This is a genomic window from Arthrobacter sp. NyZ413 (genome assembly GCF_049390645.1).
Taxonomy (GTDB): domain Bacteria; phylum Actinomycetota; class Actinomycetes; order Actinomycetales; family Micrococcaceae; genus Arthrobacter.
The window spans coordinates 3,037,664-3,064,449 of the sequence record NZ_CP155434.1; the positions used below are offsets into that span (position 1 = coordinate 3,037,664).

Consider the following 26,786-nt stretch of genomic DNA (forward strand, 5'->3'; position numbering starts at 1 on the left):
GACAAACGCCTCCATCACATCTTGATTGCTGCGTCTTTGCAGCCCACATGGCGAGCCTAACGCTTTGGCCGATGCCTTGCTCTGGAATAGACGACAGAGGATTTGCCATTTTGCTGGACTGACGCACAAACCAAAGTGGCGATAGCAGCCCTCAGGGGCGATTCCGGCGCCGTTTCGAGGAGGACCTCGCCTGCCAGCAGCGCGGAATCGCATGCTTCCGGGTCCGAAGGCAGGAACGCCTCCACGTCCCGGCCGGGCCCGTAGCGCTCCCAGGCTTCGTTCAGTTGCCGTTCAGGCGAGCGCCCGACGGCTGCGGGCCGCACCTTGTTCAAAACGATCCGGGGATTCGCCTGCGGGACTGCGCGTGCAAGGTCGGCGAGACCTCGGACGAGCCTCGGCACGCCGATCGCGTCCGCCGCACCAATCGCATACACCGTGTCCGCCATTTCGATGCTCCGCAGGGTGGCGGCATTGCGGCGCGGAGCCATACTGTCAAAACTGAGCTCTTCGTCGGCCTCAAGGCAAAAGCCCGCATCCACCACCACGACGTCAGCGACCTGTTGGGCGACTTCGAGCACCGTGGAGAGCGCGACTGCGCGAAGTTCGGTCCAGCGGTCCGCGCGGGTGATGCCGGTGAGAACACTGAAGTTGCCTTTGGCCATGAAGACGGGAGCCGCGACCCTCTTGAGGGCACCGACATCCAACTTCCCCTGGTCCGCCAGCCTACATGCCTGTGCGACTCCCGCGGATTCGTCAAGCAGCCCCAGCGATGCGGCCACGCTTGCGCCGTAGCTGTCCGCATCGACGAGGAGGACGGTTTTTCCTTCTGCGGCTAGTTCTGCGGCGATGTTGACAGCGAGCAAAGTCCGGCCGGGAGCTCCCGCCGGACCCCATACGGCGACGATCCTGCCGGCGCCACGAGGCCCGGAGTCAGGTTCCTCGTGCACGGGGGCCGGACGGAGATCGACCGAGGTGTCAGCATAGCCGGCATCAACCGGTTCCATCCGGCGTCGGGCTGCCGTAAATGTCTGCCCCACCGACTCGGAAATCGTGGAGGCGAGCGTCACGGAATCGACGCTCATCGGCGTCGTTGCCACGCCGATACTGTGTAGTCGGCGTGCCTCGGCGGGATCGTCGGTAAGGGCAAGGACGGTCACGCCCACAGCCGCAAGGCGGTCAACCAGCGACGCGGTCAACTCATCGATGCCTTCGGCCACCACCGCCGCCCGTGCGAGTCCGCTTTGGCACGCAGCCAGCAACTCCGCGAGTTCGCCGCACCTTCGCACCACGGTGACAGGGCCGTGAAGCCGCTCAAGGCCGCCCACAAGGTCTTCGTGCGACTGGCCGACTGTGACAACCGGGATGCTCATTTTCCCGCACCGGGATTCCAAACAACGGCGACCTTCGCCTTGTTTGCCTGCGCTCCCAGAAGCTTCGGCATCTGCTCATCCGTGACAAGGACCAGCACCACCTTTTCCTTGGACGCACCCAAGGTGGAATTACCCTCGCTGACCTGCGCGACTTCCGCATTGGGCAGGAGCAGTTGGGGTGTGCCGAATCCGCCGCGCGGATCCGGCAGTGCAACCCAAACGTCCACGCGCGAACCGGCCACCACTTGCGACGGCAACGATTCCTGAAGCGGGATCGCCACCGGTTTGCGGTTCAGGGCGTCCGCCGTTCCAAGGCTCTCCTGCGGAACGAGCTGGTTGCCGGCGATTCTCTGCACGGCGACTTTTCCCTCGGGCACACCGCCCGCGACCGTCAGGTAGCTCCGTTCGACGTCGTCCAATCGGACATTGACGACGGCGAGTTGTTCTCTGGATATCTTCTGGCCGACGGCGATCGGCTCGCGTGCCGAATAGACCTGGATGGTGCGGTCGGCAGCCCCGACGAGCGCGATGACGCCCGCCAGCGACGCGAAGACAAGAAGAACTCCCACCAGTAAGCGCGGGTCCCGCCACGACGGCTTCTTCAGCCGCGCTGCGCCCGCAGTACTTGCACTCATTTCGCTCCCCCAATTGAGTCGGTCGACTGCCATGAAAGCCAGTGGCCTCATTCTGGTCCGGCGCACGTCGCCAAAGAAAGCCAAGTGCCACAAATCACTTCAAGCTGTGGATAACTCCGACAAAGAATGCCGAAGAATGGCAAAATGGTGTCATGCCCCGATTCCTCACCTTGGCTGACGTCGCCGAACAACTCCAGATCAACTCACCGCAGGCCTATGCGTTGGTGCGGAGCGGTCAACTCAAAGCCATCCAAGTGGGCGGCCGCGGTCAATGGCGGGTTGAAGAGAAGATGCTCGAGCAGTACATCGAAGAGCGCTACGCCGAAGCCAGCAGGATGATTGAAGAGGCCAAATCCAAATCCTCCTAGCGAGAACCGATGCGGGAGCGTCCGGTCCTGCCGGAAGACTCCGGCGCGCTTCCTGCGTGCTAAAGCTCGCGTCCTCGCAGTGAGCGCAATGCGGCCAGCGAGCCGAACGGAACCGTGACCACGGACACGACGTTTCCGGCCCGTCGTACTTCACCGGGCATCAAGACCGCTAGATCGAAATGGTCTTTCCCGACTCGATCGATGACACCGTAGATGGCAGCTTCCCCAGGGTTCGCAGCCAACACGTGGACCGCCAATTCGGCCCTGTCGCGGGCCAACACGCGCAAGGCGCTGGCGATGCCAAGCCGCCGGGAAACGGTTGACTGAGCGGCAATCGCTTGCCTGCCCAATCCTCGATACGTCAATACTGCCGCCAGCGGGACAAGCCATTGAAGGCTGCCCTCGTTCAGAACCAGCCATTCGCTCCCGACATGGCTCACGCCGCCTGACACGACCATACCCGATCTGAGAACGACGTCGAGTGCTTGTCCGAGCGCTCCGCGCAGCCTGTCAGAGACATCTATTCCGGCGATCTCGACCCGCGCGCGCTCCGAGACTTCCGATTCAAGGCCCAGGAGATGCTCTGCGGCAAGTTGTGCCTCCATGTCGTCAAACAGAGCATCCCATCGCATGGCGCCAGCGTAAGCGGGCCTTCCGGCCGGATCAAAATCCGGCCAGCGACCAGCAAATCTGGACAAGTCGTCATTTTTATGATCAAAATGATTCAAGATTTATCAAACTACATCAAATGACATTATCCGGGTAAGGGGAACCCATGGAACAATCGACCAGATCCGTTCGCAATGACGCCGCAATGGCAGCAACGATCCTTCTGCTGGGTGTCTTGCTCGCCGCTACCGGCATGATCATGCTTTCCCGCTGGCAGGAATCGGCGAGTCGCCGGCAAACACCCATGTTCGACGACCTCTTAGGCCTTTGCGCGACAGTCGGCGGGTTGGTGATCGTGGCGTGGTGGGTCGCGGGACTCCTTTTGGCGATCGCTACCGTATTGCTCCAGCGCTCAGGCCGGACGCAGGGTGCGCGGGCCACTGCCCGTCTCAGCCCCGCATTCATGCGAAGACTGGCTTTGGCGGTACTGGGCCTGAATCTCGTGGGAATTCCTTTGGCAAACGCAGCTCCTAATCCTGTTGAGCCGGCGTGGAGCCCGACTGACCGGAGCGTATCCACCGCGCCGGCGTGGGCACCGACGCCCGCAGCCCCAGAGGAAACGTCCGACGCTTCGGCCGGGCGCCAAGGATCAGTCCCTCTGACGGCCGGGCATCCCAACACGGCGGCTGAGAAGTTGGATTCCTTGTCGGTCAGCCCTGCCCCGGCACCCATAGAGCCAGGTTGGCAGCCGCGCCAGCCGGTCACGGGGCCCGGACTGCTCGGTTCGGGCCAGCAACGTAGCGCCGAACAATCCGGCGCGAACACGCAGGGGGCCGTGGTGGTCCAACGCGGCGATTCGTTATGGTCGATCGCCGCCCGCGAGCTCGGCCCACTTGCCAGCGACGTAGAGGTCGCCCTCCATTGGCCGAAGTGGTACGAGGCAAACCGCCAGATGATCGGAGACGACCCTGGGCACCTCGTCCCCGGCCAAATCCTCAATCCGCCTCACCGGAGCTGACTATGACCAGTCCTTTGAGCGGACCTCCCCTAGCTTCGTCACCGAGGAACACCTTGACTACACCAGCACTGCTCCCCCTGCCCGAATCCGGACGAAAGGCAGCCGTGCCTGCCCTTGCCCCTTCTGCAGCGGTGGCTTCTCCAATGCGTGCTTCCCTCGCGAAGAATGGAAGCGGCGAACCATCGGACGTTCGTCCTTCCTCCGCGCCTGCCGTGCCGAAAGTGCTGAGCCTCGACAGGGACATTCGAACCTTGGCCAGGAGCATTGCGCAAGCAGTTGTAGAAGTCCTCGCAGGCACCCGGCCTGCCCAGCAGCTATCGCGCTCCTTGGAACCGTCGTGCTATGCGTCGTTGCTACACCGGGCCGCGCTGACGAGGGCATACACTGCACGCATCAAGTCTGAGCAGTCGCGTCTCCACCGCAGTCCCGTGGTCCGTTCTGTCCGCATATGCGCCGTCAAGGACGGCGTCTACGAGGCAAGCTCCGTTGTAGCCGAAGAACTTCGCTCACGGGCAGTCGCCATGCGGCTCGAGCGTGGGAACGATGCCTGGAAAGTGACAGCCCTCGAGATCGGCTGAGACAGGAAAATCGGCTGAGACAGGGCGGGGCAGGCCCGGGCACTCCTGCGAAGGACTAAAGCACCGAACAGATCCGCTACGCCCCCGGCCTTGAGCCGCGCAAGGATCCAGCCGTGCAGGGATAGCCCCGCGCAAGGATCAGCCGCGCTGGGATAGACCCGCGCAAGGATCCACCCGTGCAGGGATACACCCGCGCAGCGATAGACCAAAAGGGATGGCCCGGAACATAAGTTCCGGACCATCCCCTTTGGCGTACCCGACCGGTGGTTCGCCACCGGCGCAGTCTCTGCGGTTCGCCCTGCCTGGGGCTTCACTGACCAAGCAGGACAGCCTCCATGCCTAGCGGCGCTTCTTCTTGTTATTTGAACGAGGCCTTTCCTCAGCAGCCTTGGCGGGGTTCCCGGACCGTCCCGAGGAACGCCCTTCAATCCGCGTCTGGGTGGACCCGTCTTCTCCGGGCGCCGTGAACTGCAGCTGGACCGGCTTCTCCGGAGCGTCCAGTCCCGCCGCGTGGATCTGTGCATCGTGATGCTCGGTGTGTCCCCCTTCGGGGCTGCCGTCCAGGACCACGACGTCCTCTGCCGGGGTGACTTCGACCTCGAGGTTGTAGAGGAAACCGACGCTTTCCTCACGGATTGCTTCCATCATGCTCTGGAACATCGTGAAGCCTTCACGCTGGTACTCGACCAGGGGATCCCTCTGGGCCATGGCGCGCAGGCCAATGCCCTCCTTCAGGTAATCCATCTCGTAGAGGTGTTCCTGCCACTTGCGTCCCAGGACTGACAGGACAACCCGGCGCTCAAGCTCGCGCATGTTCTCCGCGCCAATGGCTTCTTCGCGTTCCTTGTAGACGAGCTGCGCATCCGAAAGGATTTCGTTCTTCAAGAATTCAACGGAAACCCTGGACTTTCCACCGGCTTCATCAATGATCTCTTGGGAAGTTACCGTGACCGGGTACAGGGTCTTGAGGTTGGTCCACAACTGGCTGTAATCCCAGTCATCTCCCGTGCCTTCCGCCGTCGCGGCGTCAATCATGGCATTGATGGTGTCCTCGAGGAAGAACTGGACTTTCTCGTGCAGGTCGTCGCCTTCGAGGATCCGGCGGCGATCGCCGTAGATCGCTTCGCGCTGGCGGTTCAGGACGTCGTCGTACTTGAGGACGTTCTTCCGCTGCTCGGCGTTCCGGCCTTCAACCTGGCCCTGCGCGGAAGCGATTGCGCGTGACACGAGCTTGGATTCGAGCGCGACGTCGTCCGGAACCGAGCTGTTCATGAGCCGCTCGGCTGCCCCCGAGTTGAAGAGCCTCATGAGGTCGTCGGTCAGGGAGAGGTAGAAACGGGACTCCCCCGGGTCACCTTGGCGGCCCGAACGGCCGCGAAGCTGGTTGTCGATGCGGCGGGACTCGTGGCGTTCCGTGCCAAGGACATACAAGCCGCCCGATTCGAGGACTTCCTGGTGTTCGTCCTTGACGGCCTGCTTGGCGGCTTCGAGCGCCTCGGGCCACGCGGCCTCGTATTCTTCGGAGTTGTCCTCCGGGTCAAGTCCGCGCGCAGCCAATTGGGCGATGGCCGTAAACTCGGCGTTGCCGCCCAGCATAATGTCCGTACCACGGCCCGCCATGTTAGTGGCCACGGTGACCGCTCCCTTGCGTCCGGCCTGTGCCACGATGGCGGCCTCGCGTGCGTGGTTCTTTGCGTTCAGGACCTCGTGCCGGATGCCTTCCTTGGCCAGCAGTCCGGACAGGTATTCGCTCTTTTCGACGCTGGTAGTACCAACGAGCACCGGCTGGCCCGACTCGTGGCGCTCGGCGATGTCCCGAACCACTGCCTCGAACTTCACGATTTCGTTCTTGTACACCAAGTCCGGTTGGTCGATGCGCTGCATGTCCCGGTTGGTGGGAATGGGCACCACTCCCAGTTTGTAGGTGCTCATGAACTCAGCGGCTTCGGTTTCCGCGGTACCCGTCATGCCCGAAAGCTTCGAGTACATGCGGAAGTAGTTCTGCAGGGTCACCGTGGCGAGGGTCTGGTTTTCGGCCTTGATCTCGACGTTTTCCTTCGCCTCGATGGCCTGGTGCATGCCTTCGTTGTAGCGGCGTCCTGCCAGGATGCGTCCAGTGTGCTCGTCGACGATGAGTACCTCACCGTCGAGGATCACGTAGTCCTTGTCGCGCTTGAAAAGTTCCTTGGCCTTGATGGCGTTGTTCAGGAAACCGATGAGGGGAGTGTTGGCGGATTCATACAGGTTCTGGATGCCGAGGTAGTCCTCGACTTTTTCGATACCGGCCTCGAGGACGCCGACGGTGCGCTTCTTTTCATCCACTTCATAATCGGTTTCAGGCTGGAGGCGCAGGACGACCTTGGCGAACTCGCTGTACCAGCGGTTGGTGTCGCCCTGGGCGGGACCGGAGATGATGAGCGGAGTACGTGCCTCGTCAATGAGGATGGAGTCCACTTCGTCAACGATGGCGAAGTGGTGGCCGCGCTGCACGAGCTCGGACTTGTCCCACGCCATGTTGTCGCGCAGGTAGTCGAAGCCGAATTCATTGTTCGTGCCGTAGGTGATGTCCGCGGCGTACATCTCCCTGCGAACCGACGGATCCTGGTTGGCGAGGATGCACCCGCTGCTCAGCCCCAGGAAGCGGTAGACGCGGCCCATGAGCTCGGACTGGTATTCCGCCAAGTAGTCGTTGACGGTGACAACGTGGACGCCCTTGCCGGTGAGGGCATTGAGGTAGGCAGGAGCTGTGGCCACGAGGGTCTTGCCTTCACCGGTTTTCATTTCGGCGATATTGCCGAGGTGCAGGGCGGCCCCACCCATCATCTGGACATCGAAGTGGCGCATTCCGAGGGTTCGAGAGGCAGCTTCGCGCACGGCTGCGAAGGCCTCCGGCAAGAGGTCGTCGAGGCTTTCGCCGTCCTGGTGGCGGTCACGGAGCCTGTCCGTTTCTTCACGCAATTCGGCGTCTGAGAAGGACTTGAAGGAGTCTTCAAGGGCGTTAATGGAATCGGCATAGTTCCGCAGTTGCCTCAGGGTTTTCTTGTCACCCGTGCGGAGAATTTTTTCGATAAGTGATGCCACGTAAAGTTGCTCCCAGTCTCAAGCTGCCGAATTCTGGCGTTTTCAGTCTACGGGAGAGACCAAGAGCACGGTTACGTTTCCCTGAGAGCGGAGAACCCTTGGGCCGGGGCTCGGAAACCACCGCGACTCAATTGCCGGCAGTGGCGGAGGCCAGCGCTGACGAAAGATTGCCGTTCGGTGCTACCACGACGTCGTCGAGCCCCAACCACTCCGCCATGAGGCGAAGTTCAGCGGAAAGTTCGACGGCGGTGTCCGGCGGGGCGTCCGGCTCACCGTGGGCTGCGCGCACCAGCAACCGTTTCGCTTCGCGGTCGGCCTTCAGGTCGACGCGGGCGACGACGGAATCGCGCAGGAGGAAGGGCAGGACGTAGTAGCCGTATTTCCGCTTCTCAGCGGGAGTGTAGATCTCGATCCTGTAGTGGAAGCCAAACAACTCCTCGAGCCTCCTGCGTTCGAAGACCAACGAGTCAAAGGGGCTGAGGAGGGCCCGGCCTTGGGCAGTGCGCGGGAGTTTGGCCTCAACGTGCCTGTAGAGCGGCCGGTTCCAGCCGAGCACCGTGACTGGTTCCAGCCGACCAGCGGCAACAAGCCGAATGACCGACTCGGAGCTTGCCTTCACCGGGGTCCGGAAATAGTCGGCGAAGCAACGGACCGTACCGATTCCGTGGGCCTGCGCCGCTGCGTCCAGCAATCGGTCCATGGACGTGGCGCGGTCGGCGCTGGGGTCGTGGGTGCCGTCGACTGGTCCATTGTTGGCGAAGATCCTCGCGGTCAGGGTGTACCGGCGTTCGAATTGTTCCGTCCGGGAGGCAGCCGTCACCAGCCCTTCCTCGAACAGGTGCTCGAGGACCCGCTTTACCAGGTTCCAGTTCCATCCCCAGTTGTCGTGCTGCCGCTCTTCTTCGTGCCCAAGATGCGCAGTCAACTGTGCTGCAGTCATGGGACGGCCCCCGGCTAGCGCTTCCAGGATCCGGCGTGCCATCCCTTCCCTTACTCCCGGCTCCAAGTGGGAGGCTCCAACCCATTTGCGCTTTTGCCACAGAAGGAGGTCCTGGAAGTGCTCGGGCCGGATGAAGCTGGCCTCGTGTGCCCAGTACTCCATCATCCGTCTCGGGCTTCTACCGGCCATCGCCCGCAGGATCTCCCGGTCATAGTTGCCAAGCCGCGAGAAGAACGGCAGGTAATGGCTCCGGGACAGAACGTTGACTGAGTCGATCTGGACCACCTGCAGCCGGGCAAAAGTACGGCCCACCGCCCGTGAAGATACGGGGCCGGTGGGCCGTACTTTGTCCAAACCCTGGGCTGCCAATGCGATCCGCCGTGCCTGCGACAGGCTCAGCGAAGCGGTCATTCCAGTCCTTTCATCGGGGTCGCTGCAGTTGGCCTAGGCTCGTGCGGCCTGGTCGTTCGAGCGGTACGCGTGGATCTTTTCTTCCACGGGCTGGTCCCCTGGTTCGCAGGTGGAGTCGAGGGTGATAACCCCATATGTCCATCCACGGCGGCGGTATACAACCGACGGCGTATTCGTTTCTTTGTCCACGAACAGGTAGAAGTTGTGGCCCACCAATTCCATGTTGTCCACCGCGTCATCAAGGGTGAGCGAAGCGGCAGGGAAAACCTTGCGGCGAATGAGGACCGGGGAATCGCCGGCAGGGATGTCGTTTTCAACATCGTAGGGGGAAGTTTCCGCCTGCGCCGTCTCTGGCTCCAGGTGGTTGCTGGCCCCTGCGTAAATGGGTTCGCTCGCGCTGGCGGGCTCAAGCGCCGCAGTCGCCTCACGGACGGCCTTGGGCGTGTGGCGGCCGTGGTGGACCTTCTTCCGGTCCTTTGCGCGGCGGAGCCTTTCCAGCAGCTTGCTATATGCGAGGTCAAAGGCGGCAAACTTGTCAGCGGCACTCGCCTCGGCCCGGATCACGGGGCCCCGTCCCAGGACAGTTACTTCCACAGTGAGTTGGCCGGGTGTCTGGCGCGGGTTGGTTTCCTTGGAAACCTTGGCGTCAACACGTTGGACCTTGTCCCCAAGCGATTCGATCTTGGAAATCTTTTCGCCGGCATACTCGCGGAAGCGATCCGAAACGGTCAGATTACGGCCGCTGATCATAAACTCCATGGTGCCCTCCAAACAACTCAGGTGACACGATAAGGGCGCTTCCGGGGGCTGATCTGACAGACAGTCGAGCCCCTTTCCGAGCCGCTATCGACAGGTACATCTGTTCTTGGTACCCATAACCGACGTTAGTTCATCGCCACGGGTAATTCATCCTTTCGTCACTTATTTTTTGGTTTGAGTCGCCTGAGGATATGCCTGCCGGCTGGTTTGGGGAGCTTCGCCGCCCGCGGGCGGCCTGGTCGCGGCAAGGACGACTGCACCGCACACCGTTCCGCCCTCGGTCGAAATCGCCCGTGCTGCCTCGGCGAGTGTGGCGCCCGTGGTGAGGACGTCGTCGACTATGACGCACGGAACGCCGTCCAGCGGTCCTGCCCGAAACACGGCGCGGACCTTCATGGAGCCGCGCACGCGGCGCGCGCGCTCTCCGCGGCCAAGCCCCTTCTGTCCGCCCGCGGCGCCTTTCGTCCATCGATCCGGGATCCGGAGAAGGCCGGCCATTCCGATGAGTCCGGCGACTCCAGGTCCGGATTTCTTCAAGACGTCCTTTACTTCCATGCCCGGCAGCGCCTTGCGTCGCCGCAAATGCGAGAGCAGGAGATGAACCGGGCTGAAACCCCGGCGCCGGAATGCGGCGTTACTGCTCGGGACCGGGACAAGGCAGATGTGGGAGGCGTCCCCGACAGCTGCCCGGATCGCCTTTCCCAGTGCGGGCGCCAGCGTCGCGGCGAGCCGTCCCTGTCCAAGGTGCTTGAAGGAAAGCAGGGCTTGCGCCATTTCGTCCCGGTAGTGTCCAGCAGCCACGACGGGGACCAGCACCGACCCGTCGACGGTAAGCAGCGCGGGTGCCTGTGCTTCAGCCCGGAAAGGATAGGCGCACAGGAGGCGAAGGCGGCGCGCGCATGTGCCACACAGTACCGAATCCTCCGCGCCGCAACACACACATTCTTCGGGAGCCAGCACTGAGAGTATTTCGGTGAAGGCGTCGGCAAGGCCTTGAGCGACCGCAGCCATTAGCGCACCGTGCCTCCCGCGATGCCGCGCGTCGCAGTTCCGGGTGCCTGCGAGATCGGGATCCCGCGCGCGGAAACGCGCTTCGCCATGTGCCATGAACCCAGCATGAAACCTGGTGCCCGGCAGGGGAAGGAACCAATGCTGCTATGTGGACAAACCGCGGGAACCAGCTAACCCGGGAAGGCCGGATCCACAGGACCCTTGAGTTGGAGTTCCCAGCCGTTTCCCACGCGCTGGAACACCCCGGCCGACGACTGGCCGTAAACCTCGTCCGGACCATTGCCGGCGCTGATGGTTGTCAGCCCGGCCCAGGCAGGAAGAAGCTGGGGCTCTCCCGACGTGAGCGACAAAAGCTCGGGGACAACGTTTTGCGTGGCCGAACCCTTCATCACTGCCACGGTGGTGGAATTGACCCAGACTCCTTGGTCGACCGGCGCCGACGTGAGGAGGGTTATGGGCGCCGTGAGGTCTTTGGGGGTGCCATCGGGGTTGCGGAGGATTCCGGTCACTTGGACAGTTGACTTGCCGTTCTGCTCCGAGACGACGAGCGCGCGGGTGCCCTCGCGGGAAATCCGGAAGTCCCGCACGATGCGTCCGGCCAGCCAGGGCGGAGCCATGGTCACCGACGGGATGGGCTGGCCTTCCGGAACGTTGGACGGTTTGAACGCGACTACTTCCGTGGCCCCGTTCGCGCCGGGACCTGATGTCCATACCCAGTCCTGCGGACTGAAGGAGGGATCGGCCAGAGTGCTTCTGGTAGTCAATTGACGGGCAGGCTGGCCCGGAATCATGGAATAGAGGACGGTCCCCGAGCCGTTGAGGAAAGCCACAGCCTGGGACGTCGGGGACTCGGCGGGCGCTTGCGGATTGAGCCCCGCGACCGGCTGCATGTCCGGAAGGGGGGAAATCCTGTTGTTCTCATAGCGCACGAGTTCGTTGTTGCTGACGGCGATTTGGCGGGCCGGGGCGTTCTTCTCAAGGACCGGCGGCAGGACGGAGCCGCTGTCTTCGACACGGACCAGGTCCTGATCGGCCCGAAGTTGCACGTTCACCACGTCCGGCTGGCTCCGGAAGGTGAGCGTGAGTTGGTTTTGCATGCGCTGCCGGTCTTCGGCGGAGGCGTCAACGAGTTCCTTGGCGGAAAGATCCACCTGCGCCGCGCCGGAGACAACGGGCACCGATTCCCTGGCCAGCGTCATTCCGGCGGGAAACGCGCTGACCACCGCGCCACGGAGATAGGGTGCGGGACCTGCGAGCAACGCACTCGTCATGGCCTTGACCGTGTTCTTCTTGATGAACCACCGGATGTCCGGCACCGCATACGTAAAGGTGGGATCGTAGAAATAGATCGGCTGGGCGGCGTAGATGACCTTGAATGTCTCTTCAGGGATCGCTGTGCCGTCGGGCACGGCGGAGATCCGCCATTCGCCGTCCACCTGGTCCAAGGTCACCGGGATTGATTCCGTGGTTCCTTCCGGGAACTGGGTCGCGACGCCGTCGGCATCCACTGAGTAGGCGAGGTCAAGCTGGTACTTGAACTGATTCTCCACGCCGGTCTTGACAACCGTGGCCTTGCGGAAGACGAGCGTCCGTTGGTCCGACTTCCAACTGACCGACAATGACTGCGTCAGGTACTGCCGGGCCACCGCGTAGTCGCCTTCGTACCCGCTGCCGGCACCGTAGAAGTCCTCGATGATCGACTCCGGGGTGGCGCCCGGGTGGGGAGGCGGCGGGAAGAAAACGGGGGCGTTGGGATTGCCCGCGCTTTCGTCTTTGCTCTTTCCCACTGGGCCTGACCGCGGGATTTGCGCGCAGGAACTGAGGACCACCATGAGGACCGCCAAAACGGCGATGGTTGCCTTCAGCACGGACGAGCGGCGTAAACTCACGGCGTCGCACCTCCCCCGGTACCGGCGTCGTCCTCTTCTGCCAGGTTCCGCGCCGGCGAGGTTGTGCCTTCCGACGGTGCCGGCATTACTGAATCCTGAGTCGCTGAATCCTGTTCCGGAGCGCCTTCGCCGGCATCCAGGACGAGCATCTGCCGCTCGGACGCCGCGCCGGGAAGGCGGATATCCACGGGCTCCAACTGGAGGGGCGACTTCCCGATGGTGCCGCCCTTCTTGAGGGGCAGGGTCAATCGGAAGTTCGAACCGGACCCTTTGTGGCCCCACGCCTGCAACCAGCCGTTATGGAGTTTGGTGTCTTCCGCCGCGATGGACAATCCCAGCCCGCTGCCGCCGGTCGTACGGGCGCGCGCGGGATCGGCACGCCAGAACCGGTCGAAGACCCGTGCGGCTTCCGCGGCGGTCATTCCGATGCCGAAGTCGCGCACTGAAACGGCAACGGCATCATGGTTGGCGGCGACGGAGACGTGGACCGGCCTGCCTTCACCGTGCTCGACGGCGTTGAGCAGCAAGTTGCGCAGGATCCGGTCGATCCTGCGCGCATCCATCTCAACGATGATCCGCTTGTGCCGTGAAGTAAGGCGCACCTCCGAGCCGTACTCCGCGGCGACGGGCGAAGCGCCGTCGATGACATGGGACACAACCTGGAAGATGTCGGTGGGTTCCGCGTCCAACACGGCGGCGCCGGCGTCGAAGCGGGAAATCTCCAACAGGTCCGAAAGCAAGGACTGGAACCGCTCCACCTGGTTGTAGAGGAGTTCCGCGGATCTCTTGTTGATGGGGTCGAAGTCATCGCGCGCGTCGTACAAGACCTCGGCCGCCATCCGGACGGTTGTGAGGGGTGTCCGTAGCTCGTGCGAGACATCGGAGACGAACCGTTGCTGCATCTGGGACAGGGTTGCCAACTGGGTGATTTGTTCCTGGAGGCTCGCGGCCATGTGGTTGAACGAAGCCCCCAGCCTTGCGACTTCGTCCTCGCCCTTGACCACCATCCGTTCCTGCAATTGGCCGGCGGCGAGCTTTTCGGAAACGACGGCGGCATGGCTCACCGGGCTGACGACGTTCCGGGTCACGTACCACGCGATGCCGCCGATCATCAGCACAAGGGCCGCGCCACCGGCCCACAGCACGTTCTGTATCTCGTCGAGCGTCTGCTGGGCGGTATCGAGGTCATACAAGAGGTAGAGCTCGTAGACCGTGCCGTTGAACGTGACCTTGTTCCCGACGGCGATGCCCGGGTGGTCCTGGTCGCCCACCGGGAACTCCGTCGAAGCCCAGTACTGGTCCTTGCCGGATTCCTGGACGGCCTTCCTCAGGGCCGGGGGGATGACGCGGACCGTCAATTGGTCCGAAGCGCGCGACTCCACCCAGCGGTTCCGCGGCTTGGTTTGCTCCGGCATGGCTTCGAAGACGTAGCGCCGCTGGATGACGGAGCCGTTTCCCTCCACTGCCTTGAGGGTGTCATATACCAGCGTGATCACGCTTGATTGGTCGTTGGCCTGTGAGCCGTCGAAAGTGTCCTGGACTTGCTTGACGTAGTACCGGCTCTCCGATTCCGCCTGTTTCAATCGCTCTTGGAAAAGGTTGTTCGCGATTTGGTTGGAAAGGTACGCGCCAACCACGGCAAAGGAGGCAATGGACAACAGGAGGGTCATCGAGACTGTCCTGAATTCCAGCGAGCGGCGCCAGCGCCGTAACAGGGCACGCCACAAATACCGGATCCCGGGACGGAAATGCCGCAGGCCGGTCACGACGAGCCGCGACACGCGCAAGGCCAGGATCAGCGCGCGGCGCGTCCAGATGCGGGTCCGCTCAATGAGCCACGGGAGGTTCAGGGCGTGGGCGTCCGTGTGCTCGGGAACCGGGTGCCCCGCCCCGGTGTTTTTGGCGTCGCTTGGTACTGCCGGGTTGTCTGTGCCGGACTCGCCGGCGGGCGACTCAGGAGCCTGCTTTATATCCGACACCACGAACCGTCAATACAACTTCGGGAGCTTCCGGGTCACGCTCGATCTTGGACCGCAATCGCTGGACGTGGACGTTGACCAGGCGGGTGTCTGCGGCGTGGCGGTAGCCCCACACCTGTTCCAGCAGCAATTCCCGCGTAAAGACCTGCCACGGCTTGCGTGCCAAGGCAACCAGGAGGTCGAACTCCAAGGGCGTCAACGAAATACGTTCACCGCCACGGGTGACCATATGGCCGGCGACGTCGATGGTCACGTCCGCGATCCGCAGGGTTTCCGGGGCTTTCTGGTCCCCTGGACGCAACCGGGCGCGAACCCGGGCCACGAGTTCGGCGGGCTTGAACGGCTTCGGCACGTAATCGTCAGCACCGGATTCCAGTCCGCGGACGACGTCGGAGGTATCCGATTTGGCGGTCAACATGACAATCGGCACGTCCGACTCTCCACGGATCTGCCGGCACACTTCGATGCCGTCGGAACCCGGCAGCATCAGGTCAAGCAGCACGAGGTCCGGCTTGGCGGAACGAAAAACGTCGAGGGCTTGTCCTCCGTCTGCGCAAAAGACCGGATCGAAGCCGTCGTTCCGGAGCACGATGCCGATCATTTCGGCCAGTGCTTCGTCGTCGTCCACTACCAGGATGCGTGCCTTCATAGTTATATATTCCCTTATCACTAGTGCTTTGTCCTGTTGAGCCTGGTCACGGCATGGCGGCCGGCAACCGCCAAGCGCGTTGGACTATGTGGCTCAGCGACTGAACTATAGGCTGGAGCCCACGGTCCCCAACCGGGTCCGTGGATTGCTGCGGACTGCGTCTTTTGGGGAGGAAAACGTGTCACAGCCAGAGCCTGGCAACCAGCCACAATGGGGCAGCCAACCGCAATGGGGCGGCCAGCCGCCGTCGGACAACCAGCCGCAATGGGGAAGCCCACCGCAATGGGGGAACCAGCCCTATCCCGGACAGGCGTGGGGCGCCCCCGTTGATCCCCGCTGGCAGGCGGCGGGCCTGCCACCGTATGGACAGCCACGCTACATCGCTCCGCCGAAACCGGGAATCGTTCCGCTGCGCCCGCTTCTGTTCGGTGAAATCATGGACGGCGCCTTCCAGACCATCCGCCGGAACGCCAAAACCATGTTCAGTTCGGCGCTCATTGTCCAAATCATCTCGACTGGCCTGAGCGGAGTGGCCTCCATCGGGTTCCTTACCATGGCCAAAGTTCCGGCAGGCGGGTTCACGAGCCAGGCCGAAGCGATGAGCTTTTTCGGTCCGGTCATCGGAATGATGGCCGGTGTCATGGCGATTTCCCTGCTCTCGGCCGTGCTGTCCGCGATACTCCAAGGGGTCCTTGCCATTCCGGTCACGAGATCGGCCCTCAACCGGCGGACTGGATTCAAGCAAATGTGGTCCCTCGCCCGTTCACGCATTTTGCCCTTGGTGGGATACGGATTGCTGCTGCTGGCTGGATATTTGGCGATCGTCGTGATCGTCGTCCTGCTGGGAGCCATAATCCTGGCCTCGCTTGGGCCGGTCGGCCTCGTCCTGGCAATTCCCCTTGGACTCGTAGCAGTGGCGGCGTGCGTCTGGATCTACACCAAGCTGATGGTGGCGCCGGCCGCGATCACAGTCGAGGAGCTCGGGGTATTCGCCGGAATCCAGCGTTCATGGGGGCTGACTACCGGAAGTTGGTGGCGGATCTTTGGAATCGTCCTCCTGGTGACGTTCATGGTGGGAGTGATCGGGAGCGTAGTGCAAATGCCGATCAGCATGGCCACCGGAGGAATCACCGCCGTCGTGTCCCCACATGCCAGCACGCAACAGTTGACTACCACAACAATCGTCCTGACTGTGGTTTCGCTGATCGTCTCCGCCTTGGTGGGAGCAGTGGGCTTCGCTTTCCAGACTTCCGTTGCCGCCTTGATCTACATGGACCTGCGCATGCGGCGGGACGGGCTGGACCTGGAGTTGCTCCGGCTACTGGAAACCGGTGAAGATCCTGACGGCATTCCAGGCCGCCACGCGGTCCGCCAAGCGAACTTCCGGCCTTGGCCACCGGCGAGCGGTCAGGGCTACCCCCACGGATGATCCCAGCAGCCGCGGCCTCAATCCTTCTTGCCGCCTCCGAACCTCCGGTGGACCCGGACCGCGATGAAGCCCGACGGTGGGCCACTGAGGAGCTGTCCAAACAGCAGTATGTTTCCGCCCAGCCCAATTGGTTCGAAGAGCTGTGGAACCACTTCATCGATTGGCTTCGCTCCCTCAACGGGAACTCGATTGAGGGACCCGGTTTCGGGCTTCCCCTGATCGGAGCGTTGGTGGTGGTCCTCATCGTGGTCGCCGTCATCGTCGTCAGGCCGCGGCTCAACGCCCGCAGGAAGTCGTCGGCGGAAGTGTTCGACGACGACGCCCCCGCACATGCGGACGTATTCCGCGCCCGCGCTGCCGCCGCCGCGAGCCGGGAAGACTGGGCGACAGCCGTCGTCGAGCAGTTCCGGGCAGTGGTCCGCGCCGCCGAAGAGCGGGCGGTCATCGATGTGCAGGCGGGCCGGACGGCCGATGAGGCGGCTGCCCAACTGGGCCGCGCGTTCGCGGCGGCCGGCACACGGCTGGAGCAGGCGGCCCGGCTCTTCGACGGGGTGAAATACGGCAAGGGAGCCGCTTCGGCTGCCGATTACGCGGACGTCCTTGCGCTGGATTCGGAGTTGGCGGCAACGAAACCGGACTATTCCGGAGCCGCAAGCATCGGCTTGGCGGTGCCGCGATGACGATGGCCCCGGTCAGCGCCGGCGATCGCAAGACCGGCCGCGACACTCCCCCGCCAACGGAACCACGAGGTCCGGGCCGGAACCTCCGCGAGTGGGCGCGTCGCCGTTCGTCGTGGCTACTCATCGGAGCGCTCATTGTTGTTCTGGCCGTCGTCACGGTGGCTGAAAACTCCGGCGGCTCGGATACGGCTCCGTTGTCCGCCCGCAATCCGGCTCCGAACGGTGCCATGGCCGTAGCCGAAATCCTGCGGCAGCACGGAGTCACGGTCACCCAATCCGATTCATTCGCGAACACCACCGCGCTTTTGAGCGGAAAGCCGCAAGCCACCGTTTTGCTGTACGACCCGAACGGCTTCCTGGGCGCCTCCCAACTCCACCGCTTGGAAGGGACGGCGGGGCGCCTTGTTGTGGTGGCTCCCGGCTTCCGGACCCTCAGCGGGTTGGGCGCCGGAATCCGGAATGCGGGTGTGGTTCCCACGAGCACCACAACCGTGGAACCGGGATGCCGCCAGGCCGACGCCGTCGCCGCTGGGACTGTCTCCGGAACGGGTGGGTTCCTTTACGCCGGAGCCGAAACTACGTGCTACCGGCCGGGCAACGGCGACGGCGGGATGTACGCCGCCAGCGCGGACGGCCGACTAGTAGTGTTCGGCAGCACGGAGCTGCTCAGCAACCAGCTCCTGCAAAACGAAGGAAACGCGGCTCTGAGCCTGCGAACCCTCGGATCGGCACCAGAGCTGATCTGGTACCTCCCGGGCATCGGAGACGTTCCCAAGGACGGACGGGCGCCGACCCTGAACGACCTCGCGCCGCCGTGGGTTGGATTCCTCGGGCTGTGGCTCGCGATTGTCGCAGTGCTCGCCGTGCTCTGGCGGGGGCGGCGGCTCGGCCCGTTGGTATTCGAACCACTGCCCGTGGTGGTCAAAGCCGCTGAAACGGCTGAAGGCCGGGCCCGGCTGTACCAGGACTCCCGGGCTGTCGCGCGGGCGGCGGATAACCTGAGGGCAGGCACCCTGGCCAGGCTTGCCAAGCATTTCCGGCTCGGTCCGGAAGCCAGCGCGGAGGCCGTCCTGGACGCAATGGCAAGGCGGCTGGACCGTGCACCCCAAGAGTTGCGCCCTGTCGTGTTGGATCACAAGCCGCACAGCGAGTCCGAGCTGGTGCGTTGGGCACAAAGCATCGAAAGAATCGAGCAGGAGGCAATAGCCCGATGAGCAATCAAGCAAGCAGCTTCACCGACGGGAGCCACGGTTACCAGGGCGGACATGTGCGGGAGGACGCCGGACGCCACGAGCCAAGCCCCTCCGTTGAACCCGATCCCGCCCGCAAAGCGCTGCTGGACGTCCGCCACGAAGTCGGCAAGGCCGTCGTCGGGCAGGACTCAACCGTGACTGGCCTGCTGATCGCCCTCTTGTGCGGCGGCCATGTATTGCTCGAAGGCGTTCCGGGTGTCGCCAAGACCCTGCTGGTCCGGGCACTGTCCACGGCCCTGAGCCTCGACACCAAACGAGTGCAGTTCACCCCGGACCTCATGCCCGGCGATGTCACGGGATCCCTCGTCTACGACTCGCATACTTCCGAATTCACGTTCCGCGAAGGACCCGTCTTCACCAACATCATGCTGGCCGACGAAATCAACCGGACACCGCCCAAGACGCAGGCATCGCTGTTGGAGGCGATGGAAGAACGGCAAGTGTCCGTCGACGGCGTCTCACGCGCATTGCCGTCGCCATTCATCGTCGCTGCCACCCAAAACCCCGTGGAGTACGAGGGCACCTATCCCCTGCCCGAAGCCCAGTTGGACCGCTTCCTCCTCAAGTTGTCCATGCCCTTGCCTGGCCGGGCAGAGGAAATCGAGGTGGTCCGCAGGCATTCGGTGGGCTTCGATCCGCGAAACCTGAAGGCCGCGGGCGTCCGGCCCGTCGCCGGCGTGGTGGAACTCGAAGAAGCCCGCAGGTCGGTGGCCCAGGTGACGGTCGCCCCGGAAGTCCTCGGCTACATTGTGGACGTCGTCCGGGCAACGCGGGCGGCGCCGTCGTTCCAATTGGGCGTTTCTCCCCGCGGGGCGACGGCGTTGCTGAACACGTCCCGGGCGTGGGCGTGGCTCTCCGGCCGCAATTTCGTCACCCCGGACGACGTCAAAGCCTTGTCCTTGCCATGTTTGCGCCACCGCGTCGGGTTGCGGCCGGAAGCCCAGATGGACGGCGTCCACGTGGACGATGTGCTGGGTAGCATCCTGGCGTCCGTTCCCGTGCCGCGGTGATGGTTCCCTCTCCCATGACGACCGCTCCGGGGTGCTGAATGGCGATCACCGGCCGTTTCGTGCTGCTTGTTTTCGCCGCGTTGGCCCCTTTGGTGCTTTTTCCGTCGTGGGGCACGGTGCTGATCCTCCTTGCCGTGCTCCTCGCTTTGTTGTTGGCCGACCTGGTGCTCGCGGCATCGCCAACGGCCCTTTCCTTGGAGCGCAAGGATCCCGGCAACGTGACGCTCCATTCGGACGCGGAATCCGTGGTGCTTCTCGGCAATGGAGGCACACGCACCTTCCGCGGGCTCGTGCGCGACGGCTGGCAGCCCTCCGCGGGGAACGCCGCACCCATCCAGCGCGTCACTGTTCCGGCCGGTGAGCGACGCCGTGTGGCTGCACGCCTGCGGCCGACGCGGCGCGGGGACCTGACGTCACCCCACGTGACATTGCGGTCCTTCGGCCCGCTGGGTCTCGCGGCCAGGCAACGAACGGTCCCCCTCCCCGGCCGCGTGCGCGTCCTGCCGCCGTTCAACTCGAAGCGGCATTTGCCGTCGAAGTTGCGGAAACTCCGGGAACTCGACGGCAAGGCGGCCGTGCAGATCCGCGGGGCGGGAACCGAATTCGATTCCCTTCGGGACTATGTCCGTGGCGATGATGTCCGTTCGATCGACTGGCGCGCGACCGCGCGACGCACCGCCGTCGTGGTCCGCACGTGGCGGCCGGAACGGGACCGCCGCGTCGTGATCATGCTGGATACCTCCCGTACGGCGGCGGCGCGCATCGAGGACGAGCCGAGGCTGGATACCGGCATGGAGGCTGCCCTGCTTCTGGCTGTCCTCGCTGAACGTGGCGGTGACCGGGTGGACTTTTTCGCTTTCGACCGCCGCGTTCGCGGACGCGTCGATTCGGCGGCGAAAGGCAATCTCCTTGGTTCGCTCGTGCAGGCCATGGCGCCGCTTGAGGCTGAGCTGATCGAGATGGACTGGGGGCAGGTTCCCGCCGAGGTGCGGGCCATTTCGGCGCACCGCTCCCTCGTTGTCCTGCTGACGTCGCTCGACGGCGGTGCCCCCGAAGAAGGCCTCATTCCCCTGGTGGCGCAACTGCTGCGGCAGCACGTCGTCCTGGTCGCCTCAGTCCGGGACCCCTTGCTGGGCCGCATGAAGGAAGATCGGACGACGGCGAGCCAGGTATTCCGTGCCTCGGCCGCCGAACGGGCGCTGCTGGACCGCGAAGCCGTCAGCACCCATTTGCGGCAATTGGGCGCCGAGGTTGTGGATGCCGAACCGCTCGACCTGCCGCCCCGGCTGGCCGATGCGTATATCCGGCTCAAGGCGGCCGGCCGTTTGTAGTACCGTCACGCGAGAGCTTGGAATCCATCTACCCGGCGAGGAGCCACATGAGCACACCGATCTATGAACTGGCATTGGGCGCCAAATTCCAGCAACTGCAGCCCGAGGTCCAGGACTATTTCTCACTTGCGCCGGGATCCGGATCGTACGGAATCGGCGAGGGCGTGTTCGACGTCGTCGGATGCCGGCAGCGCTGGCTGCGGCCCCTTGTGGCCACCGTCGCCGGGGAACAAGCGTTCTTCCCCGAGTACGGCGAGCAGGTTCCGTTCCGGATCGAAAACCACGCCCATCTTGACCCGTTCGGACGTTCGAGCCTCACTGCCCGGCGGGAAATCTTCTTCCCGGGCCGGACCCGGTTGTTCCACGACTCCACCGTGGCCGAAGCCGGCAAAAACGGCACCCGGCTGGTGGATTACCTTGGCCGCTACCGCAGGCTCGCCACCGATTTGGACCTCGATGTCACGCCCGAGGGGCGCCTTCGAGGCATTTCAAGTGCCACGCGTCTATTCCTGGGTCCCCTCAGGCTATCCTTGCCGGCTTCCCTCGATGCGAAGGCGTATGCCGAACAGTGGTGGGACGCAGCGGAAGGGAAACATAGGATCCAGGTGAAGGTACTGCAGAGGCACGTTGGACTTGTCCTCGTATATGCCGGGGCCTTCGACTACCGGCTGGCCCCTTTGCTGCCCGCGAACGAATCCGCATCCTCCGCGCAAACCGCAACTTCCGCCGTCGGACTCCCGCGCTACGCGGAACCGGAACGTTGGGAGCCGCGCGTCTAGGGGCGGGGTAAAAAGTCAGCCGAGCGCGAGTTGGTTCAGTCCATCCGCCAGTTGCGTCAACCGGGTCAGTACTTCCTTGGCGCCTGACGGCGAATAGCCGGCCAAACCGTCCGACGGCGTGACGCGCACTGCCCCAAGGCTCGACGGCGGCAGGCCAAGTTGGCGCCAGGGGCGCCAAACGCAGTCCACGACGTCAGCGGTGCGCGGCAGCTTCGCCGATGGGTCGTCCGTTGGGAGCGCGCCGGCCCACAGCGTTTTTCCTGCCTCAACGGCCCCGGCGAGCTGTTCCCACTGGCGCGTTGTCAACGCCTTGAGCGGAACGGCGATGCCGTCCGCACCCGAGGCGAGGATCCGTTGGATGGGGGCTTCGATCTCCGGAACGGACACCACCACCTCGGCCACCCCGGCGGCACGCAAAGCGTCGATCACCGTGCGCCACGCACTCGTGACTTCTTCACCCGGAATGGCGCGGAGCGTCCGGTATCCGCTGGCAGTGGCTATGGTGCCGGCCAGAATGGCGGAGATGTCAGGTTCGTCGAGTTGGACCACGACGGCGGAGCCCGGCACCGCCGCGCGGACGCGCGAAACGTGGTCGGCAACGCCGGCGGCCAGGGAGTCCACGATGTCCCTGCGCGCGCCGAAGTCGAGCAGGGCACGCTCCCCGTTGTGCAGATACAGGCCCGCTGCGAGGCTCATGGGACCGCGCAACTGGATTTTCAGTGCCTCAGCAGAGGTATCTTCAGAACCGGCGACATCTGCCAGGACGTTGATATCGCTGGCAAGCGCGGACGCTGCGCGCCGCTGGTCCTTCCCGGGACGATCAACCAGACGCCATCCGTGTGGTTGCACATCCACGGCCAGTTCAACAAGGAGCGATGCAGTCCTGCCGAGGGGATCGGAGCCTACGCCGCGATCGGGCAGTTCCGCGAGGAAGGGAAGGTGCGGACTGCCGAGCTCGCCACGGATGATCCGCTGGGCTTCAAGAGCGTCCGTCCCTGGCCACGGTCCCGGAGCGGTCGCAGTGACCTGTTTTTGCACGGCTTCTGGCACGCGCTCAGGCCTGGGCGATGGTCGCTTGGTGGTCCTCGGCTATGGCTTCGTGATGCCTGATGACCTCGCTGATGATGAAATTCAGGAATTTCTCGGCAAACGCGGGATCGAGGTGCGCTTCCTCGGCGAGCCGCCGCAACCTGGCAATCTGGGCAGCTTCCCGGCCGGGATCGCCTGCCGGGAGCTTGTAGGTCGCTTTGAGGACGCCCACTTTCTGGGTCGCCTTGAAGCGTTCCGCGAGGAGGTAGACAAGCGTGGCGTCGATGTTGTCGATGCTCGAGCGGATGGAGAGCAGTTCGTCCATGACTGCCTGGTCCACATGGCCGGCAAGGGAGCTGGCGGAAGGATCGAAGGAATCGGCGTCAGGGAGGGCGTGGTTCTGCTCGGTCATTCCTCCAGTCTAGGTGTGCGGGCATCCCCTTGAGGGGCACAATGGGCATGTCCGCGCCAACGTTAAGGAGAGCACGCATGAAAATCGCAGTTCTTGGCACCGGAATGGTCGGTCACGCACTGGCCGGCAAGCTGGTGGCGCTCGGCCATGAAGTCATGATGGGTTCCCGCGAGGCCGGCAACCCTAAAGGCACCGAATGGGCGGCGCAGGCTGGCCCGGGAGCCAGCGCCGGCTCCTTTGCCCAAGCCGCGGCCATGGCCGAGCTCGTGATCAACGCGACGCCCGGCACAGTTTCGCTTGCGGCGCTGGAAGAAGCCGGCGCGGCAAACCTGGCCGGCAAGGTCCTGCTGGATGTGTCCAACCCCTTGGATTTTTCCCATGGGTTTCCGCCGTCCTTGTCGGTGTGCAACACAGACAGCATTGCCGAGACCATACAGCGTACATTTCCGGATGCGCGCGTGGTGAAGGCCCTCAACACCGTCACCGCTCCGCTCATGGTCGACCCGCTTCGGCTCGACGGCGGCGCACACGACGTCTTCGTGGCCGGCAACGACGACGACGCGAAGGCCGCCGTCGTCGGGATCCTGCGGGAGTTCGGCTGGCTACCCGGACACATCCGCGACCTTGGCGGGCTTGAAGTCGCGCGTGGCATGGAGATGTGGATGGCGCTGTGGCTGCGGATCTTCATGCGCCAGCCGCAAGGCAAGCTGTTCAACATCGCCGTGGTGTCCGAATAGCGCGAAGGGACATGCCCACCCCTCCGGGAGAGGGGTGGGCATGTCCCTTTTTTGCTTCGGGTGCTGCAGAGCGGGCTAGATGCCCAACAGCGCGCGGTGCTCTTCCCGCCGTCGGGCTTGTTCGTCCGGATCCGGCACCGGGAGCGAGGCAATGAGCCGACGGGTGTAATCGTGCTGCGGATTGCCCATGATCTGGCTGCCGATCCCCTGTTCCACCAGGTTGCCCTTGAACAACACGCCCACCCAATGGGAGAGCATGTCCACCACTGCGAGGTCGTGGCTGATGAACAGCGCGGCGAAGCCGAACTCTTCCTGGATGTCCTTGAACAGCTCCAGGACTTTCGCTTGGACGGAGACGTCCAATGCGGACGTCGGCTCGTCGGCGATCAGCAGGCGCGGGTTGAGCGCGAGCGAACGCGCAAGTGACGCGCGCTGGCGCTGGCCGCCGGAGAGTTCGTGCGGGAACCGTTCAGCGTACGACGCCGGCAACTGTACCGATTCGAGCAACTGCGCCACGCGCTGGCGTGCTTGAGCCGGGCTCGGGTGGGTGTGGATCAGCAGCGGCTCCGCGACGCATTCACCGATGGTCAAGTGGGGGTTGAACGACGCGGCAGGATCCTGGAAGACGAAGCCGATGTCCTTGCGCAAGGGCTTGAACGTGTGTTCCTTGAAGTCCAGCATTTCGTATCCGAGGACTTTGAGGCTGCCGCCAGTGGCCCGGTTCAGGCCCGCGATGGCCCTGCCGATGGTGGACTTTCCCGAACCGGACTCGCCCACCAACCCGAAGACTTCATTCTCGGAAAGGGTGAAGCTGACGTTGTCCACGGCTTTGAACCCCGGCCTGCCGAGCCGGCCCGGGTACTCGATGGTGAGGTTCTTTGCCTCCACAAGGACCTTCCCGCCCTGGTGCAGCCGTTCCGTGGCTCCCTCGGACGCCGAGTTCCGGCCAAGGTGCGGGACGGACGCCAGCAGGTTCTTGGTGTAGTCCTGCTTGGGCTCGGCGAACAGCGCCTTGGCGGGGGCCTCTTCCACCACGTCTCCTTGGTACATGACCACCACGCGGTCCGCGAGGTCCGCGACGACGCCCATGTTGTGCGTAATGAGCACAATCGAGGTCCCGTACTTGTCACGCAGGTCGCGAAGGAGCTGCAGGATTTCGGCCTGTACCGTGACGTCGAGTGCCGTCGTCGGTTCGTCGGCCACGATCAGTCCGGGATTCAACGCAAGGGCGGCCGCGATGACCACGCGCTGTTTCTGCCCGCCCGAGAGCTGGTGGGGATAGTAGTTGACCCGGACTTCCGGCTCCGGGATTCCCACTTTCCGCAATGCCTCGGTGGCCCTTTTCTTGGCTTCCCTGGCCGAGATCCGGTGCCCGTCCGCTGCGTGGGCCCTGATGCCTTCGGCGATCTGCCAGCCAACGGTGAACACCGGGTTCAGTGCGGTCGAGGGTTCCTGGAACACCATCGCGACATCCCGGCCGCGGATTTTCCGCAACTTGGACCGGCTGACGCTGATGACGTTGTTGCCTTTGATCAGGACCGCGCCGGAGCTGATAGCCGTTTCGGGAAGGAGTCCCAGGATGGTCTTGGCCGTGACCGTCTTGCCTGATCCGGATTCGCCGACGATCGCAAGGACTTCCCCGGCTTTGACCTCCAGGCTGACGTCCTTGACGGCGTAGACGTCGCCGCTGTCAGTCGCGAAGGTGACTTTGAGCCGCTCGATATCGAGGACGGGCTGGTCCGTAGGCAACGGCTGGTCCGAGATGTTGCCGATGTTGGTAGTCATGCGTTACCTGCTTCCGGAGTACCGTTTCCTGCTACGGAACCGGTACCTGCTCCTGTATTTCCGCCCTGTCCAACGGCTGCCGTGGAACGGGAGGGCTTGCCTCCTGCACGCTTCCGGCCGCGCAGGCGGGGATCGTTGAGGTCGTTGATGCTCTCGCCGACCAACGTGAGTCCAAGGACAGTGAGGACGATGGCGATGCCAGGGAAGACACCTGTCCACCAAATTCCTGAGGATGCGTCCGCCATGGCCTTGTTGAGGTCGAATCCCCATTCGGCCGCGGAGGATGGCTCGATGCCGAATCCCAGGAAGCCGAGCCCCGCAAGGGTCAGGATCGACTCTGAGGCGTTGAGGGTGAACATCAGCGGAAGCGTCCGCGTGGCGTTCTTGAAGATGTGCCTGCCGATGATGCGCATGCTCGATGCGCCAAGCACCATGGCTGATTCCACGAACGGTTCGGCCTTGAGCCTGATGGTCTCAGCGCGGATCACCCGGAAATACTGCGGTACGAACACCACGGTGATCGAGAAGGCGCACGCGAGGATGCCGCCCCAGAAGCTCGACTGGCCGTGGCTGATGACGATCGACATGACGATCGCGAGGAGCAAGGAGGGGAACGCGTAGATGGCATCGGCGATGACCACGAGAACCCGGTCCAGCCACCCGCCGTAGTATCCGCTGAGCAGGCCGAGCGCGACGCCAAGGAAAATCGACATGGCGACGGCCACCACAATCACGGTCACCGCGGTCTGCGAACCCCAGAGAACCCGCGAAAGGACGTCGTATCCGCCCACTGTGGTTCCCAGGAGGTGCTTGCTGCTGGGGGCTTGCTGCGCGGGGAATGAACCGCTTTGGTCGCTGAGCTGCGAGTAGCCATAGGGAGCGATGAATGGCGCCAGGATGGTGCACAGCAGGAAGAATCCGGTCAGGACCAGCCCGGTGATCAGCATGCCGCGCTGGAGTCCGACGCTCTTTTTGAGGTGGGAGATAACGGGGAGCCCTGACAAGAAGGACTTCTTCGGGCCGGAGAATGTGGCAGTACTCATC

The 26,786-nt window shown here is 63.8% G+C and carries 24 protein-coding genes; 10 read left to right on the forward strand and 14 right to left on the reverse strand.

The annotated features are described in order from the left end of the window. Positions 1-56: 56 nt before the first annotated feature. A complete protein-coding gene (locus tag ABCW42_RS14150) occupies positions 57-1,370 on the reverse strand; it encodes an AAA family ATPase (protein ID WP_423181813.1) in 1,314 nt (437 codons plus the stop codon). After that, the gene (locus tag ABCW42_RS14155) at positions 1,367-2,005 is read right to left on the reverse strand and encodes a hypothetical protein (protein ID WP_423181814.1); all 639 of its coding nucleotides are present in this window, start codon (positions 2,003-2,005) and stop codon (positions 1,367-1,369) included. Before ABCW42_RS14155 ends, ABCW42_RS14150 begins: the two co-directional genes overlap by 4 nt. A 152-nt stretch (positions 2,006-2,157) precedes the next feature. On the opposite strand from ABCW42_RS14155, the gene ABCW42_RS14160 reads away from it, so the two are divergent. After that, positions 2,158-2,373, forward strand: coding sequence for a helix-turn-helix domain-containing protein (locus tag ABCW42_RS14160; protein WP_133205395.1), 216 nt, complete (start codon positions 2,158-2,160; stop codon positions 2,371-2,373). A 59-nt stretch (positions 2,374-2,432) separates the two neighbouring features. Here ABCW42_RS14160 and ABCW42_RS14165 read toward each other — a convergent pair whose 3' ends face one another. Beyond that, positions 2,433-3,005 carry a hypothetical protein gene (locus tag ABCW42_RS14165; RefSeq protein ID WP_423181815.1) on the reverse strand — a complete coding sequence of 191 codons (573 nt, stop codon included), beginning with the start codon at positions 3,003-3,005 and terminating at the stop codon, positions 2,433-2,435. Between the two features lie 182 nt (positions 3,006-3,187). On the opposite strand from ABCW42_RS14165, the gene ABCW42_RS14170 reads away from it, so the two are divergent. Next, entirely contained in the window at positions 3,188-4,000 is an 813-nt protein-coding gene (locus ABCW42_RS14170) for a LysM peptidoglycan-binding domain-containing protein (protein WP_423181816.1), read from the forward strand. 53 nt (positions 4,001-4,053) lie between these two features. Next, a complete protein-coding gene (locus ABCW42_RS14175) occupies positions 4,054-4,578 on the forward strand; it encodes an Rv3235 family protein (RefSeq protein ID WP_423181817.1) in 525 nt (174 codons plus the stop codon). 339 nt (positions 4,579-4,917) lie between these two features. On the opposite strand, the gene secA is transcribed toward ABCW42_RS14175, so the two are convergent. The 7 genes from secA to mtrA all read right to left on the reverse strand — a co-directional run bounded on the left by secA (position 4,918) and on the right by mtrA (position 15,297). Beyond that, on the reverse strand, positions 4,918-7,659 hold the full coding sequence (gene secA / locus ABCW42_RS14180) for a preprotein translocase subunit SecA (RefSeq protein WP_423181818.1): 2,742 nt from the start codon (positions 7,657-7,659) through the stop codon (positions 4,918-4,920). A 127-nt stretch (positions 7,660-7,786) separates the two neighbouring features. Next, positions 7,787-9,010 (reverse strand): winged helix-turn-helix domain-containing protein, encoded by a 1,224-nt coding sequence (locus tag ABCW42_RS14185; protein ID WP_423181819.1) that lies wholly within the window; start codon positions 9,008-9,010, stop codon positions 7,787-7,789. Between the two features lie 33 nt (positions 9,011-9,043). Continuing rightward, positions 9,044-9,769: a ribosome hibernation-promoting factor, HPF/YfiA family gene (hpf, locus tag ABCW42_RS14190; protein WP_423181820.1), complete on the reverse strand. Its 726-nt coding sequence runs from the start codon at positions 9,767-9,769 to the stop codon at positions 9,044-9,046. Positions 9,770-9,931: 162 nt separating this feature from the next. Beyond that, the gene (locus ABCW42_RS14195; RefSeq protein ID WP_423181821.1) at positions 9,932-10,780 is read right to left on the reverse strand and encodes a ComF family protein; all 849 of its coding nucleotides are present in this window, start codon (positions 10,778-10,780) and stop codon (positions 9,932-9,934) included. Between the two features lie 170 nt (positions 10,781-10,950). After that, complete coding sequence (locus ABCW42_RS14200) at positions 10,951-12,612, reverse strand: LpqB family beta-propeller domain-containing protein (protein WP_423184905.1); 1,662 nt, start codon at positions 12,610-12,612, stop codon at positions 10,951-10,953. Positions 12,613-12,665: 53 nt separating this feature from the next. Then, positions 12,666-14,651, reverse strand: a complete 1,986-nt coding sequence (gene mtrB / locus ABCW42_RS14205) for an MtrAB system histidine kinase MtrB (protein WP_423181822.1) — start codon at positions 14,649-14,651, stop codon at positions 12,666-12,668. Then, positions 14,623-15,297 (reverse strand): MtrAB system response regulator MtrA, encoded by a 675-nt coding sequence (gene mtrA, locus ABCW42_RS14210; protein ID WP_133205387.1) that lies wholly within the window; start codon positions 15,295-15,297, stop codon positions 14,623-14,625. Before mtrA ends, mtrB begins: the two co-directional genes overlap by 29 nt. Positions 15,298-15,475: 178 nt before the next feature. On the opposite strand from mtrA, the gene ABCW42_RS14215 reads away from it, so the two are divergent. Genes ABCW42_RS14215 through ABCW42_RS14240 form a run of 6 tightly spaced genes read left to right on the forward strand, consistent with a single transcriptional unit; the run spans position 15,476 to position 21,779 of the window. After that, on the forward strand, positions 15,476-16,726 hold the full coding sequence (locus ABCW42_RS14215) for a hypothetical protein (protein ID WP_423181823.1): 1,251 nt from the start codon (positions 15,476-15,478) through the stop codon (positions 16,724-16,726). Next, positions 16,723-17,406 (forward strand): DUF4129 domain-containing protein, encoded by a 684-nt coding sequence (locus tag ABCW42_RS14220; RefSeq protein ID WP_423181824.1) that lies wholly within the window; start codon positions 16,723-16,725, stop codon positions 17,404-17,406. The genes ABCW42_RS14215 and ABCW42_RS14220 overlap by 4 nt, the downstream gene beginning before the upstream one ends. Further along, positions 17,403-18,620 (forward strand): DUF4350 domain-containing protein, encoded by a 1,218-nt coding sequence (locus tag ABCW42_RS14225; protein ID WP_423181825.1) that lies wholly within the window; start codon positions 17,403-17,405, stop codon positions 18,618-18,620. The genes ABCW42_RS14220 and ABCW42_RS14225 overlap by 4 nt, the downstream gene beginning before the upstream one ends. After that, positions 18,617-19,669 (forward strand): AAA family ATPase, encoded by a 1,053-nt coding sequence (locus tag ABCW42_RS14230; RefSeq protein WP_423181826.1) that lies wholly within the window; start codon positions 18,617-18,619, stop codon positions 19,667-19,669. The genes ABCW42_RS14225 and ABCW42_RS14230 overlap by 4 nt, the downstream gene beginning before the upstream one ends. Before the next feature lie 38 nt (positions 19,670-19,707). Beyond that, entirely contained in the window at positions 19,708-21,000 is a 1,293-nt protein-coding gene (locus tag ABCW42_RS14235; RefSeq protein ID WP_423181827.1) for a DUF58 domain-containing protein, read from the forward strand. Between the two features lie 47 nt (positions 21,001-21,047). Then, on the forward strand, positions 21,048-21,779 hold the full coding sequence (locus tag ABCW42_RS14240; RefSeq protein WP_423181828.1) for a DUF4166 domain-containing protein: 732 nt from the start codon (positions 21,048-21,050) through the stop codon (positions 21,777-21,779). A gap of 15 nt (positions 21,780-21,794) precedes the next feature. Here ABCW42_RS14240 and ABCW42_RS14245 read toward each other — a convergent pair whose 3' ends face one another. After that, a complete protein-coding gene (locus ABCW42_RS14245) occupies positions 21,795-22,829 on the reverse strand; it encodes a hypothetical protein (RefSeq protein WP_423181829.1) in 1,035 nt (344 codons plus the stop codon). 4 nt (positions 22,830-22,833) lie between these two features. Next, positions 22,834-23,220: a chorismate mutase gene (locus tag ABCW42_RS14250; RefSeq protein ID WP_423181830.1), complete on the reverse strand. Its 387-nt coding sequence runs from the start codon at positions 23,218-23,220 to the stop codon at positions 22,834-22,836. Between the two features lie 77 nt (positions 23,221-23,297). Here ABCW42_RS14250 and ABCW42_RS14255 point away from each other — a divergent pair, with 77 nt between their 5' ends. After that, the gene (locus ABCW42_RS14255) at positions 23,298-23,957 is read left to right on the forward strand and encodes an NADPH-dependent F420 reductase (protein ID WP_423181831.1); all 660 of its coding nucleotides are present in this window, start codon (positions 23,298-23,300) and stop codon (positions 23,955-23,957) included. Positions 23,958-24,032: 75 nt separating this feature from the next. Here the strand turns inward: ABCW42_RS14255 and ABCW42_RS14260 are convergent, their stop codons facing one another. Continuing rightward, entirely contained in the window at positions 24,033-25,742 is a 1,710-nt protein-coding gene (locus ABCW42_RS14260; protein ID WP_423181832.1) for a dipeptide ABC transporter ATP-binding protein, read from the reverse strand. Further along, complete coding sequence (locus ABCW42_RS14265; protein WP_423181833.1) at positions 25,739-26,785, reverse strand: ABC transporter permease; 1,047 nt, start codon at positions 26,783-26,785, stop codon at positions 25,739-25,741. Before ABCW42_RS14265 ends, ABCW42_RS14260 begins: the two co-directional genes overlap by 4 nt. Between the last annotated feature and the right edge of the window lies 1 nt (position 26,786).